Origin of the sequence: Bradyrhizobium sp. (genome assembly GCF_022844465.1) — a bacterium.
GTDB lineage: Bacteria > Pseudomonadota > Alphaproteobacteria > Rhizobiales > Xanthobacteraceae > Bradyrhizobium.
The window spans coordinates 1-14,001 of the sequence record NZ_JALHLP010000006.1; the positions used below are offsets into that span (position 1 = coordinate 1).

General features: G+C 64.8%; 10 protein-coding genes, 1 rRNA gene and 1 riboswitch. Of the genes, 6 read left to right on the forward strand and 5 right to left on the reverse strand.

The features are described 5' to 3' along the window. Nucleotides 1-207, reverse strand: a 16S ribosomal RNA gene (locus tag Q0D31_RS12405); the annotation flags it as partial. An 853-nt stretch (nt 208-1,060) separates the two neighbouring features. On the opposite strand from Q0D31_RS12405, the gene Q0D31_RS12410 reads away from it, so the two are divergent. Beyond that, the gene (locus Q0D31_RS12410) at nt 1,061-3,127 is read left to right on the forward strand and encodes a M23 family metallopeptidase (RefSeq protein ID WP_291850688.1); all 2,067 of its coding nucleotides are present in this window, start codon (nt 1,061-1,063) and stop codon (nt 3,125-3,127) included. A 43-nt stretch (nt 3,128-3,170) separates the two neighbouring features. Here Q0D31_RS12410 and clpB read toward each other — a convergent pair whose 3' ends face one another. After that, nucleotides 3,171-5,810, reverse strand: coding sequence for an ATP-dependent chaperone ClpB (gene clpB, locus Q0D31_RS12415; RefSeq protein WP_291850693.1), 2,640 nt, complete (start codon nt 5,808-5,810; stop codon nt 3,171-3,173). Between the two features lie 223 nt (nt 5,811-6,033). On the opposite strand from clpB, the gene Q0D31_RS12420 reads away from it, so the two are divergent. Then, entirely contained in the window at nt 6,034-6,819 is a 786-nt protein-coding gene (locus Q0D31_RS12420; RefSeq protein ID WP_291850697.1) for an MOSC domain-containing protein, read from the forward strand. A gap of 43 nt (nt 6,820-6,862) precedes the next feature. Here the strand turns inward: Q0D31_RS12420 and Q0D31_RS12425 are convergent, their stop codons facing one another. Further along, the gene (locus Q0D31_RS12425) at nt 6,863-7,528 is read right to left on the reverse strand and encodes a TIGR02594 family protein (RefSeq protein ID WP_291850701.1); all 666 of its coding nucleotides are present in this window, start codon (nt 7,526-7,528) and stop codon (nt 6,863-6,865) included. A gap of 257 nt (nt 7,529-7,785) precedes the next feature. Here Q0D31_RS12425 and Q0D31_RS12430 point away from each other — a divergent pair, with 257 nt between their 5' ends. Then, on the forward strand, nt 7,786-8,646 hold the full coding sequence (locus Q0D31_RS12430; protein WP_291850704.1) for an alpha/beta hydrolase: 861 nt from the start codon (nt 7,786-7,788) through the stop codon (nt 8,644-8,646). A gap of 114 nt (nt 8,647-8,760) precedes the next feature. Here Q0D31_RS12430 and metW read toward each other — a convergent pair whose 3' ends face one another. After that, the gene (metW, locus tag Q0D31_RS12435) at nt 8,761-9,429 is read right to left on the reverse strand and encodes a methionine biosynthesis protein MetW (protein ID WP_291850709.1); all 669 of its coding nucleotides are present in this window, start codon (nt 9,427-9,429) and stop codon (nt 8,761-8,763) included. 1 nt (nt 9,430) lies between these two features. Next, nucleotides 9,431-10,633, reverse strand: coding sequence for a homoserine O-acetyltransferase (locus tag Q0D31_RS12440; protein WP_291850712.1), 1,203 nt, complete (start codon nt 10,631-10,633; stop codon nt 9,431-9,433). A gap of 81 nt (nt 10,634-10,714) precedes the next feature. Further along, nucleotides 10,715-10,794: riboswitch (SAM riboswitch) on the reverse strand. Between the two features lie 175 nt (nt 10,795-10,969). On the opposite strand from Q0D31_RS12440, the gene Q0D31_RS12445 reads away from it, so the two are divergent. From Q0D31_RS12445 to Q0D31_RS12455, 3 genes are read left to right on the forward strand one after another with little or no spacing between them, the layout of a single operon-like run. Continuing rightward, the gene (locus tag Q0D31_RS12445; RefSeq protein ID WP_291850715.1) at nt 10,970-11,815 is read left to right on the forward strand and encodes a chorismate mutase; all 846 of its coding nucleotides are present in this window, start codon (nt 10,970-10,972) and stop codon (nt 11,813-11,815) included. Nucleotides 11,816-11,841: 26 nt separating this feature from the next. Continuing rightward, nucleotides 11,842-12,939 carry a histidinol-phosphate transaminase gene (gene hisC, locus Q0D31_RS12450; RefSeq protein WP_291850718.1) on the forward strand — a complete coding sequence of 366 codons (1,098 nt, stop codon included), beginning with the start codon at nt 11,842-11,844 and terminating at the stop codon, nt 12,937-12,939. After that, nucleotides 12,936-13,880, forward strand: coding sequence for a prephenate/arogenate dehydrogenase family protein (locus tag Q0D31_RS12455; RefSeq protein ID WP_291850721.1), 945 nt, complete (start codon nt 12,936-12,938; stop codon nt 13,878-13,880). The genes hisC and Q0D31_RS12455 overlap by 4 nt, the downstream gene beginning before the upstream one ends. Nucleotides 13,881-14,001: the final 121 nt, after the last annotated feature.

Consider the following 14,001-nt stretch of genomic DNA (forward strand, 5'->3'; position numbering starts at 1 on the left):
ACGCGGCATGGCTGGATCAGGCTTGCGCCCATTGTCCAATATTCCCCACTGCTGCCTCCCGTAGGAGTTTGGGCCGTGTCTCAGTCCCAATGTGGCTGATCATCCTCTCAGACCAGCTACTGATCGTCGCCTTGGTGAGCCGTCGACTTGCATGTGTTAAGCCTGCCGCCAGCGTTCGCTCTGAGCCAGGATCAAACTCTCAAGTTGGACTTGAAACTTTAAACCGGCTGATCACAACGTTTGACGAGGTCCCACCATATATGTCGCCCGCGATTCACATCGCTGACGGCACGATCTCAATGAAGAGATCATGGTGTAACCTATGTAAACGTGTACCGCCGAAGTCTTTCGTCCAGCCTCGAAAGATGAAAGCCGAAGCTTTCAACCATTCGAGACTACGCAAGGACTCCGCCGTCCACGTTTCTCTTTCTTCATCTTCACTTGTCAAACAGCCCGGGACCGCTCTGGATCCCATCCTTCCCTCTCGGGAAGGTTCCGGAAGAACCCACCGGACGGCAAATAACAACCGATGGTTGTCGGCTGTTGATTCACTCATCGCAATGAGGAGCTTCACGGGCGCGAACATATGCCTTGGCCTCAGGGCCAATGCATCGCCGCGCTCAGTGGTCGGTTTATAGGCCCGCCCCATGACGCTTGTCAACGGCCATGGTCAACAAATTGTCGCATCGCGTCGAAGAAATTGGCGGGCCGCGAGGTCCCGGTGTTTGAGAACCTTCGGCCGTACTTGAGCCACAATCCTACGACGTTCTGGCACTAAGGTAAGCATTGAATCGCCGGATGTCAGTGGGGGCTGCCGGTGATCACTTGCCCGGGGCAGGCGATGAACCCGTCGCTGGCCTAGATGGCCGAGAAACTTCGAGAGATCTGCACGGCATTGACGTTCGAGACTCCGGCCGGCCCTCTTCTGGCCTTTGATTCGCGAATCTCGATGTGTGCGGCACGCTAACCGCCGGAATCGCGCCCTCAAAAAGGACGGAAACGTCGGGTCTTTATCGGGCGAGCTCTTTCGAATGTCGATGGAACTGGGGGGGACACAGGGTTGAGCCAGAAGGCGTCACGCGCAAGCGGCTACGGGCGCGAGACCGGGATCATCGATCTCGGTCACGAGCCACCGCTTTCCGTCGATGGCTCCGAGGCCGCGGTGATCGATCGCCGCCGCATCTCGGTGCAGTGGTTCAGCGGCACCATCCTGACCGGCCTGTGCGGCGCGGCCCTCATCGGCGGCGCCGTGTTTGCTTCGCTGGACGGCGAGATGACGTTCGCCAAGGTACCGGAGCGTGTCGAAGGCGCGTTGCGCGGTGCCCTTGGGGCCACCGACCGCGCCGCAAGCTTGCACAAGAGCGATCGGCTGCCGCCGCCCAGCGAATCCAGCGCCTCGCGCAGCGTGACGCGGGTATCCACCGTTACCCGGGTCGGCAACCGCGACGTGATGCGGGTTCGTCCGTTTGTGCGGATCTCCGGCAATTTATCGATGACGACCAGCGATCTCAGCTCCAAGATCCCGCCGTTCAACGCCCAGCGCATGCTCAGCGACGTCGGCGCCGCGACGCCGGCGGCCGCCGAGGATCCAAACAACCCCGACGCCATCGAACCCGACGCCGAGGTTTCCTTCGTCACCAAGGACCTCGCGACGGTGTTGCCAAAGGCGAAACTCGCCGCCGTGGTTGCGCTCGACGAAGTTCTGATGCGGGTGCGCGATGCCGCGAACTGGCGCGGCGCCGGCAGCGGTGTCCGCTACACGGCGCTGGCCAACGCCGCAGGCGGCGCCACCGGCGTCCAGTCCGACATCAAGCTTGCCTATGCGACCGAGGGCAACGTCTCCGACCCCTATGCCGGCTTCGAAACCCGCGTGGTGCCCGAAAATGTCACGCAGCTTCCCAAGACCAAGGAGCAGATCACCGGCGGCAACCCCATCGGCGAGCGGGTTCACATCGTCAAGAAGGGCGATACCGTCGCCTCGATCCTGCGCGACCAGGGCGCGACGCCGGACGAAGCGCGGGCGATCGCGCTGACCCTGGGCGCCCGCGGCCGCGACGGCGGCCTGAAGGAAGGCCAGAAGCTGCGCATCCTGATGGCGCCCTCGGGCATTGGCCCCGCCGCGCGGCTGCTGCCCTATCGCGTGATTGTCGCCAACGAGGCCACCATCGAGGCCGTGGCCGCGTTGTCTGACATTGGCCGGTATGTCGCCGTCGACGTGCAGAGCCTGAACAGCGTTGCCGAAACCGCCAACAGCAAGGACGACGACGACGAGGAGGATGACGGCAGCGGCGTTCGCCTCTATCAGAGCATCTACGAGACCGCGCTGCGCAACAAGGTGCCGGCTGCCGTGATCGAGGACATGGTCCGGATCTACTCCTACGACGTGGACTTCCAGCGCAAGGTGCAGCCCGGCGATTCCTTCGACGTGTTTTTTGCCGGCGAGGACGAGGGCACAAGCACCGAGAAGACCGAGGTATTGTTCGCCTCGCTCACCGTAGGCGGCGAGACGAAAAAATACTATCGCTTCCAGACCCCCGACGACGCCGTCGTTGACTACTACGACGAGACCGGCAAGAGCGCGAAGAAGTTCCTGGTTCGCAAGCCCGTCAACAACGCCATCATGCGTTCGGGATTCGGCGGCCGACGCCATCCCATTCTCGGCTATACCAAGATGCACACCGGCGTCGACTGGGCCACGCCTTACGGCACGCCGATCTTCGCCTCCGGCAACGGCGTGGTCGAGAAGGTCGGCTGGGAAGGCGGCTACGGAAAATATGTCCGCCTCAAGCACAACAACGGTTACGAAACCGCCTACGGCCACATGTCGGCCTATGCCAAGGGCATGGAGCCCGGCAAACGCGTGCGGCAGGGCCAGGTGATCGGCTTCGTCGGGTCAACGGGCATGTCGACCGGCGCGCACGTTCATTACGAAATTCTGGTCAACGGCCGCTTCGTCGATCCGATGCGCGTCAAGCTGCCGCGCGGCCGCTCCCTCGAAGGCACCTTGATGGCGAATTTCGAAAAAGAGCGGGATCGGCTCGATGCCCAGATGAACAATCGCGGCAATACCGCGCGCGTATCGGACGCCGCCGGCGCCGCCCCGGCCCCGCGCCAGGTCAGCCGCTAGCTTCGATCAAAGCGTACCACGGCCATCTGCGCCGGACACCGGCTCAATTCAGCTTGCGCTTCGGCACCGGCGCCTCGAACTGCGCGATCTCGGCGGTCTGCGGCGCCTTGCCGTTGAAGGTCAGCACATTGCCTTCGCTGGAGATCACGACGCGGTCGCCATCGGCGACCTCCCCGGCCAGGATCATCTCCGCCAGCGGGTCCTGCAGATGGCGCTGGATCACCCGCTTCAGCGGGCGGGCGCCATAGGCGGGATCCCAACCCTTGGCGGCCAGCCAGTCGCGCGCGGCCGCGTCGAGCGTGAGCACGACCTTGCGCTCCTCCAGCAGCTTCTGCAGGCGCGCAAACTGGATCTCGACGATCCGTCCCATCTCGCTCTTCTGCAGGCGGTGGAACAGGATGATCTCGTCGACCCGATTGAGGAATTCGGGCCGGAAATGCGCACGCACCATGCCCATTACCTGCTCGCGCACCGCCGAGACATCCTCGCCTTCGGGTTGGCTCACCAGGAATTCCGAACCGAGGTTCGAGGTCATGATGATCAGCGTGTTGCGGAAATCCACGGTGCGGCCCTGACCGTCGGTCAGGCGGCCGTCGTCCAGCACCTGCAGCAACACGTTGAAGACGTCGGGATGGGCCTTCTCGATCTCGTCGAACAGCACCACCTGGTAGGGCCGTCGCCGTACCGCTTCGGTCAGCGCGCCGCCCTCGTCATAGCCGACATATCCCGGCGGCGCGCCGATCAGCCGCGAAACCGAATGCTTCTCCATGTATTCGGACATGTCGAGGCGGACCATCGCGGTCTCGTCGTTGAACAGATACTCGGCCAACGCCTTTGTCAGTTCGGTCTTGCCGACGCCGGTTGGCCCCAGGAACATGAACGAGCCCATCGGCCGGTGCGGGTCCTGCAGGCCCGCGCGCGAACGGCGCACCGCCGTCGCCACCGCCCGCACCGCTTCGGCCTGACCGACCACGCGCTGGCCGAGGCTGCCCTCCATCTTCAGGAGCTTGTCCTTTTCGCCTTCCAGCATCTTGTCGACGGGAACGCCGGTCCAGCGCGACACCACCTGGGCGATGTGGTTGGCGGTGACCGCTTCCTCCATCATCTCGCCCGGGTTTTCGTTGGCTTCAATGTCGGCGAGCGTCTTCTCCAGTTCGGGAATCCGGCCATAGGCCAGTTCGCCGGCGCGCTGGAACTCGCCGCGGCGTTGGGCGTTCGCCAGTTCGATCCGCAGGCCGTCGAGCTCGCTCTTCAGCTTCTGCGCATTCGACAGCTTGTTCTTCTCCGCGCTCCAGCGCGAGGTGAGATCTGCCGACTGCTTCTCGAGTTCGGCCAGTTCCTTCTCCAGCGTCTGCAGCCGGGTTTTCGAGCCGGTGTCGGTTTCCTTTTTCAGGGCCTCCTGCTCGATCTTCAGGCGGATGATTTCCCGGTCCATCGAATCAAGCTCTTCCGGCTTGGAATCGACCTGCATCTTCAACCGCGCCGCCGCCTCGTCCATCAGGTCGATGGCCTTGTCGGGCAGGAAGCGATCGGTGATGTAGCGGTTCGACAGCGTGGTCGCCGCCACCAGCGCCGAATCGGTGATCCGGACGCCGTGGTGCTGCTCGTACTTGTCCTTGAGGCCGCGCAGGATCGAGATCGTGTCCTCGACCGTCGGCTCGGCAACGAACACCGGCTGGAACCGGCGCGCCAGCGCCGCGTCCTTTTCGACGTGCTTGCGATATTCGTCGAGCGTGGTGGCGCCGATGCAATGCAATTCGCCGCGCGCCAGCGCCGGCTTCAGCAGGTTCGACGCGTCCATCGCGCCGTCGGCCTTGCCGGCGCCGACCAGCGTGTGCATCTCGTCGATGAAAAGGATGATGCTGCCCGCGGCTCCCGTGACTTCCTGCAGCACCGCCTTCAGCCGCTCCTCGAACTCGCCGCGGTATTTGGCGCCTGCGATCAGCGCGCCCATGTCGAGCGACAGCAGCTTCTTGTCCTTCAGGCTCTCCGGCACGTCGCCATTGAGGATGCGCAGCGCCAGGCCCTCGACGATCGCGGTCTTGCCGACGCCGGGCTCGCCGATCAGCACCGGATTGTTCTTGGTGCGGCGGGAAAGAACCTGGATGGTGCGGCGGATTTCCTCGTCGCGGCCGATCACCGGGTCGAGCTTGCCCTCGCGCGCCGCCTGCGTCAGGTCGCGTGCATATTTCTTCAGCGCATCATAGGCGTTCTCGGCGGTCGCGCTGTCGGCGGTGCGGCCCTTGCGTAGCGCCTCGATCGCCGCATTGAGGTTCTGCGGCGTGACGCCGCCCTTGCCGAGAATGGCGCCGGCCTCGCTGCCCTTCTCGAGCGTCAGGCCGAGCAGCAGCCGCTCCACCGTGACAAAGCTGTCGCCCGCCTTCTCGGCGGCCTTTTCCGCCGCATCGAACGCGCGCGCCAGTTCGGGCGCCAGGTAAACTTGCCCGGCGCCGCTTCCAGATATCTTGGGCAGCTTGTTCAGCGCTTCCTCGGTCGCCTTGAGGATGGCGCGGGAGTTGCCACCGGCGCGGTCGATCAGGCCCCCGGCGAGCCCCTCGCCGTCATCCAGCAGGACCTTGAGCATGTGCAGCGGCGAAAATTGCTGGTGTCCGTCGCGCATCGCCAGCGACTGCGCGGACTGGATGAAGCCGCGCGCGCGCTCGGTGTATTTTTCAATATTCATGGGTTACTTCCCTCGGCCTGCCGTCCCCACCCCGAAGGCATGGTTGCGGCATCTTCACTGGGTTTCCGCCGATGCCGCATTGACATTCCTCAAGCGGCCGCGGGTCGTCGCCTCTATTTTAGGCTTGATACGAATGTGGGCATCACCCGAGAAAACGGAAGAGCCCGGCCCCCGCAAATTCGGGAGCGATGGTGCATGACCGCCTAATCCGTTAAGAAGCTGCATGCGCGCCCCAACCCCCGCCCGGATTGCCGGAATATACCGTTACCCCGTCAAGGGCCTGAGCCCGGAGCAGCTTGGCCGCGCCGCGCTGAAACCTGGCGAGACCCTGACGGCCGACCGCCGCTACGCCATCGAAAACGGCCCCTCCGGGTTCGACCCGGCCGCGCCGAACTGGCTGCCGAAGCCGCATTTTCTGATGCTGATGCGGGATGAATGGCTGGCTGGCCTCCGGACCCGTTTCGACGACGCCAGCAACGTGCTTTCGATTGACCATGGCGGCCGGATCGTGGCCGAGGGCGATCTGGGAACCGCCGAGGGCCGGCAGGCCATCGAGACCTTCTTCGCCACGACCTTTGCCGGCCAGATCAAAGGCCCGCCAAAAGTGCTCACGAGCCCCGGCCACAGCTTTTCGGACGTCGCCCGCAAAGTTGTCTCGATCATCAACCTCGCCAGCGTCCGCGCCGTCGAGACCATGGTGGGCGCGCCTGTCGATCCGCTTCGTTTCCGCGCCAACCTCTATGTCGAGGGATGGCCGGCCTGGCACGAATTCGACCTGCTCGACAGGACGCTGGCCATCGGCGAGGCGAGGATCAAGGTCGTCAAGCGCATCGTCCGTTGCGCCGCCGTCAATGTCGACCCCGACACGGCCGCACGCGACCTTGCCATTCCGCAGGCGCTGATGCGCCGGCTCGGCCACGCCGATTGCGGGATTTATGCCGAGGTGATCGCCGGCGGCATCATTGGCGCCGGCGAGACGATCGCCGCTGAACAAGCCGAGTTGCTTTGAGATCGTTACCGTTGGCCCGCTTTGGCCGAGCGAGCAGGCGACTTCAGCTCCTGGGCATGACGTAGGCGTAGATTCGTCCGCGCGACACCGTCGCTTCGCGGACTCGGTTGCCGTTGTTGCCCGAGATCACGATGGGATTTCCCGCCGTGTCCGTGCCGGTCACGACGCCGACATGGCCGCCGCGACGACCGCGCGACATCACCGCGATCGCGCCGACCTGCGGTCCGGAAACGCGCTGGCCGTATTGGGCGAACGAACTCGCCATGTCCGAACCGGTGCCGCGATAGCCGCTCCGCTGCAGCACCATGTTCATGAACCGCGCGCACCACAGCCGTCCGCGCCCCGTCGGGTTGCCGCCGAGATGACGGCGCGCCTCGGCGACGACCCCGGATGAGCCAAAGCCCGGCCCAGCCGCGTCTGCGCCGGGCGTCACGCCTGCATTCGGGGCAACGCGTGCATGGGTGTCGGCAAAGCCGCCGGCCTGCATTCGCGCGACGCCGCGCTCCCAGCGCGACTGCGCGGCATACCGATGATGTTGAGGCGCACGATACCGCTTTACGTGATGGCCGGCGTGATCGGCGCGAACGTGGCGCCCGGTGCCATGCTGAGGCCGCGCTTGGGCCGGAGTGACAGATTCGATGATGGAAGCCGAGCTCAGTGCCAGCGCGATGACAAGAAGCGGCCAGCGAAACCCCAACAATTGAAACATACTTGATCCTTCTGTAGCACCCCGAATTCCCCGTTTCGCGTCCGCGATGGGCGGATGCGCGGGCGGTTTTGTGCGGGGATGTGACGGGAGAAAGACCTGGTATGGCGGTGGCAAAACCATTTCAAGGCCATTCCGCGCGCATTTGACGTCCAAAAATAAAGTGTCGCGCCGCGTTGCAGAGACGCGAATTAACTGCAATTTTCAGCGCCGCTGCGCAATGAAGTTGCGCGGAAAAATAAGTTCGGGAGACAAGGTAAATGCCCTACGCCGTCGCCAAGGATAACGTTCGGCTCTATTTCGAGGAGGCGGGAAGCGGAACCCCGATCATCTTCCTGCACGAGTTCGCCGCCGACCACACCAACTGGGAACCGCAGCTGCGCTACTTCTCGCGCGGTCACCGCTGCATCGCCTATTCTGCGCGCGGCTACCCGCCCTCCGATGTCCCAGCCTCGGCCGAGGTCTATACCTACAAGCATTTCTATACCGATGCGCTGGCGGTCATCGATCACCTCGGCATCGACAAGGCGCATTTCGTCGGTCTCTCGATGGGCTCCTATTCGTCGCTGCAGGTCAGCCTCAACGCGCCGGAGCGGGCGCTCTCGATGACGCTGGCCGCTGTCGGGGCGGGCTCGGACCTGGAAAACCTCGACGCCTTTCGCAAGCAATGCGTCGCCAACGCCGTGCAGTATGAGACGATCGGTTCGGTGGAAGTCGCAAAAGCCACGCGCGAGGCTCCGAGCCGGATTCCATTCCTGCTGAAGGACCCGCGCGGCCACGCCGATTTCTACGCCGCGCTTGCGCGGCATGACGCCAAGGGCTCGGCCAACACCATGCGAAGCTTTCAGGGAACGCGTCCCTCGATCTACACCCTGACCGACGCGATCCGGAAAGTGCCGACGCCGGCGCTGATCCTGTGCGGCGACGAGGACGACAATTGCGTCGGGCCGAGCCTGTTCCTGAAGCAGCATCTGCCCGCGGCCGGACTTTCGTTCTTTCCCAAATCAGGCCACGTGCTCAATCTCGAGGAGCCGGCGCTGTTCAACGAAATGGTCGAGCGCTTCATCGCGCTGGTGGAAGCCGGACGATGGCCGGTGCGCGATCCGAGGTCGGTGGGGTGATCGTCATTCCGGGGCGATGCGAAGCATCGAACCTCAGATGTGCAATTGCACATCGGGGAATCTCGAGATTCCGGGTTCGCGTCTTCGACGCGCCCCGGAATGACGCCTTTGGCGTCATTTCCCCGCTTTGCCGCGGCTGAGCAGGAACACGCCCTGCTCGCCGAACATATTCCAGAACCACCAGGGCATGCTGAGCCGCAGCGGACGGCCGTACAGGTCGAGCGCGACCGCCCGCTCCATCCTGACGTTGATCTCGTCGCAGAGCTGCACGAAGTCCTTGATGGTGCAGAAGTGGATGTTCGGCGTGTCGTACCATGTCGCGGGAAGGTTCTCGGTGCGCGGCATGTGGCCGCCGACCAGCAACTGCAGCCGCATCTTCCAGAAGCCGAAATTCGGGAACGAGACGATCGCGCGCCGGCCGATCCGCAGCAGGTTCTCCAGCACCAGTCTCGGCTGCCGCGTCGCCTGCAGCGTCTGCGACAGGATCACGTAGTCAAAGGCGTCGTCGGGATAGTTGACGAGGTCGGTATCAGCGTCGCCCTGCACCACGGCGAGTCCGCGCGCGACGCAGCGGTTGACGCCTTCCCGCGACAGTTCGATGCCGCGGCCGTCGATGCCGCGGCTCTCCAATAGCTGCAGCAGCTCGCCGTCGCCGCAGCCGACGTCAAGCACCTTCGAACCGGGAGCTATCATTTCGGCGACCAGCAGATGATCGCTGCGATATTTACCGGTGCGATCCGGAGCGACGCCGCCGAGCGGCAAGGCCTGTTCCTGAAGCGCCATGTCAGTTACCCGTACCGCCGAGTCCACGCGCCTTGCCCGCGGATTGCAGGAAGGCGCGGGCAATGTCGAAGAATTCGGGCACGTCAAGCAGGAACGCGTCGTGGCCGCGATCGGTTTCGATTTCGGCGAATGACACCCGGGCGCTCGAGGCGTTCAGCGCATGCACCAGCGCCCGCGATTCCGAAGTCGGAAACAGCCAGTCCGAAGTGAACGACACCACGCAGAAGCGGGTCTTGATGCCGCGAAACGCGTGCGCCAGCACGCCATTGTGGTCGCCGGCGATGTCGAAGTAATCCATTGCCCGCGTCAGGTAGAGATAGGAGTTGGCGTCGAAACGCTCGACAAACGACGAGCCCTGGTAGCGCAGGTAGCTTTCGACCTGGAAATCCGCGTCGAACGAGAAGGTCGGCAGGTCGCGATCCTGCATCCGGCGTCCGAACTTGCGATGCAGCGCCGCGTCCGACAGATAGGTGATGTGCGCCGCCATCCGCGCCACGCCGAGGCCGCGATGCGGATGGCTGCCCTCGTCGAAATAGCGGCCGCCGCGCCAGTCCGGATCGGCCATTACGGCCTGGCGGCCGAGTTCGTGGAACGCGATGTTCTGCGCCGAGTGGCGCGTTGAACACGCGACCGGCAATGCCGAAAATACGCGTGCAGGGTACGCAGCGGTCCATTGCAGCACCTGCATGCCGCCCATCGAACCGCCGACGACGCAGAACAGCGTCTCGATTCCGAGCCGGTCGATCAGCATGGTTTGCGCGCGCACCATGTCGGGGATGGTGATCACCGGGAAATCGAGGCCCCACTGCTTTCCGGTGGCGGGGTTGCTCGATGCGGGTCCGGTCGACCCCATGCATCCGCCGATCACGTTGCTGCAAATGATGAAATAGAGGTCGGTATCGAGCGGCCGGCCCGGTCCGACCATGGTTTCCCACCAACCCGGCTTCCCCGTGACCGGATGAACATTGCTGACGTGCTGATCCCCGGTCAACGCATGGCAGACGAGGATGGCGTTGGAACGGTCGGCGTTCAGTTCGCCATAGGTCTGGTAGGCGATCTGGAACGGCGCGAGATCGACGCCGCAATCGAGCTTCAGCGGCTGCTCGATGCCGAACTTCGCCACCGCCGATGTCGGATGATCGGCCTCATGGGCGCGATCCTCGCGGTGGATCGACGGGCTGGGGATCGCATGCACACTGGTCATCGACGGCCTTCCCCCGCGCGAAGGTTTTCGCACGGAAATCAGGCCATAAAAAACCCGGCCTGAACAATGGTTCGGCCGGGATCACTTCTGTCCCCGGCCTGTTTAGCAAGTTGTTTAACGTGGCTGCAAGCCGGCCGGCTCAAATGACCACGGAATGGGATCAGGCTAGTCCCAGACGGGCTTTCCGTCAAGGCGGGCGCGTGGTTAACCCTGTTCAGCACCCTCGCGGCAGGCGACGCCCTTGCGCCGTCGCAAACCTTGGGGGAGAACGAGCCATCCTCGAAGACGTGGCACGCGCCGCGGCCGAAGGATGACGCTCTCGTCAGGTTGCCCGAAATGCCCAAGCCCCCGGCTCCGCCATCGCTGCAGGAACTACGCAAAGAGATCGACGCGATCGATGAGCAGGTCCATCGCCTGCTGATGGCGCGTGGCGATATCATCGACCGGCTGATCCAGGTCAAGCAGACCCAGGAAGTCGGCTCCGCGTTCCGCCCCGCGCGCGAGGCCAGCATGATGCGGCAACTGGTGCAGCGCCATCGCGGCATCCTGCCGCTCGACACCATCGAGGGTATCTGGCGCGTCATCATCTCGACCTTCACCTATGTTCAGGCGCCGTTCGCGGTGCATGCGGATGTGTCCGTCGGCGAGCCGGCGATGCGGGATTCGGCGCGATTTCATTTCGGCTTCGTGGTGCCTTACGTGGCCCATTTCAGCGCACAGGCGGCGGTCGAGGCGGTGGCGACGTCGAAGGGCGACCTGGCGCTGGTCTCGGCGACCTCCAGCCGCACGCCTTGGTGGATCGCGCTGGAAGCCGACGGCGCGCCGAAGATTATCGCCCGGCTGCCGTTCCTGGAACGCGCCGACCATCCGGCGGCGCTCCCGGTCTTTGTGATCTCCAGGGTCGCCGACGACGCCATGGTGACGGAAGTGCAGACCTGGAGCGTGCGCGTCGCCGGCTGGAACGCCGATACTGCCCGCGCGCTGGCGCCGCTGGCCGAGATCGTCGCCGTTCCCGACACTGCCTTCGACGGCGCGGCGCTGCTGGTGTCGGACGCTGGCACCGGCTTTGAGAAGATCAAGGCCGCCCTGGTGCAGGCCGGCGCCTCGGTGCGTTCGTCGGCCCTCGTCGGCAGCCACGCAACGCGCTATACGGTGCCCCCGAACGGGGCAGCCAGATCCTGACCGCCCTGCATATCCGGAGCCAGAAGATGTCCCGTCCCGTGCCGAATCCCGGCATCCTCGATATTGCGCCCTACACGCCCGGCAAAAGCCCGGTCGCCGAGCCCGGCCGCAAGGTTTTCAAGCTGTCCGCCAACGAGACCCCGTTCGGACCTTCGCCAAAGGCGATCGAAGCCTACAAGCAGGCGGCTGCGCACCTGGAGGATTATCCGGAAGGCACCTCGCGGGTGCTGCGCGAGGCGATCGGCCGCGCCTATGGGCTCGATCCCAACCGCATCATCTGCGGCGCCGGCTCGGATGAAATCCTCAACCTGCTCGCGCACGCCTATCTCAGCCGCGGCGACGAGGCGATCTCCACCACCCACGGCTTCCTGGTCTATCCGATCGCCACCATGGCCAACGGCGCCAGCAACGTCGTCGCGCCCGAGACCGACTTCACCGCCGATGTCGACGCCATTCTTGAGCGCGTCACCGCCAAGACCAAGCTGGTATGGCTGGCCAACCCGAACAACCCGACCGGAACCTATCTGCCGTTCGACGAGGTCAAGCGGCTGCGCGCCGGCCTGCCGCCGCAGGTGCTGCTGGTGCTCGACGCCGCCTATTCCGACTACGTATCGCGCAACGACTATGAGCTCGGCCTCGAACTGGTGGCAACCACCGAGAACACGGTGATGACGCACACCTTCTCCAAGATCCACGGGCTGGCGGCTCTGCGGATCGGCTGGATGTTCGGCCCGGCGCACATCGTCGACGCCGTCAACCGGATCCGCGGGCCGTTCAACGTCTCGAGTCCGGCCATGCTGGCGGCGGTCGCCGCCATCGAGGACACCGCGCATGTCCGGATGTCGAAGGCGTTCACCGAGCAGTGGCGCAACTGGATCACGGAGGAAGTGACAAAACTCGGGCTGAAGGTGACGCCGAGCGTGGCGAATTTCGTGCTGATCCACTTCCCGCAGCAGAAGAGCAAGACCGCGGCGGACGCGGACGCGTTCCTGACCAAACGCGGCCTGGTGCTGCGGGCGCTCGGCAATTACGGCCTGCCGCACGCCTTGCGCATGACCATCGGTACCGAGGAGGCCAACCGCCTCGTCGTCGACGGTCTGCGCGATTTCATGGCCGGCCAATGAACGCCGCCGCGCCGATCTTCCGACGCCTCGCGCTGATCGGCTTCGGCCTGATCGGCGGCTCGATCGCGCGCGCCGCGCGGGCCGAGGGGCTCGCCGGCGAGATCGTCGCCACCGCGCGCTCGGCCAAGACCCGCGCGCGGGTTGCCGAACTCGGCATCGTCGACCGCGTGCTGGAGAGCAACGCGGAGGCCGTGAAGGACGCCGACCTCGTGATCCTCTGCATCCCCGTCGGCGCCTGCGGCGCGGTCGCCGCGGAGATCGCGCCCTTTCTCAAGGCCGGCGCAATTGTCTCCGACGTCGGTTCGGTCAAGGCCGCCATCGTCCGGGAAATGGCGCCGCATCTGCCGTCCGACATTCATTTCGTTCCCGCCCACCCGGTCGCCGGCACCGAGCATTCCGGGCCCGATTCCGGCTTCGCCGAATTGTTCATCAACCGCTGGTGCATCCTGACGCCGCCCGAAGGCGCCCATCCCGCCGCGGTGGAAGCGCTGCGCGCGTTCTGGACCGCGCTCGGCGCCAGGGTCGAGATCATGACGCCCGACCACCATGACCTGGTGCTGGCGATCACCAGCCACCTGCCGCATCTGATCGCCTACACCATCGTCGGCACCGCCGATGAACTGGCGCAGGTCACCTCGTCGGAGGTGATCAAATTCTCCGCCGGCGGCTTTCGCGACTTCACCCGCATCGCCGCCTCCGACCCGACGATGTGGCGCGACGTGTTCCTCAACAACAAGGAGGCGGTGCTGGAAATGCTCGGCACCTTCAACGAGGACCTCTCCAAGCTCACCCGCGCCATCCGCCGCAACGACGGCGAGGCTCTGTTCGAGCATTTCAGCCGCACCCGCGCCATCCGCCGCGGCATCGTCGAGATCGGCCAGGATTCCGCCGCGCCCGATTTCGGCCGGCCGCATCCGCCGATGGCGAAGAAGGCGGAGTGAGACTCACTGTGTTTTCGTCGCCAGCGCGTCGCGCTCGCGAGCCGTCATTGCGAGCGAAGCGAAGCATTCCATCTTTCCACGCGCAGAGGCGTGGATTGCTTCGCTTCGCTCGCAATGACGT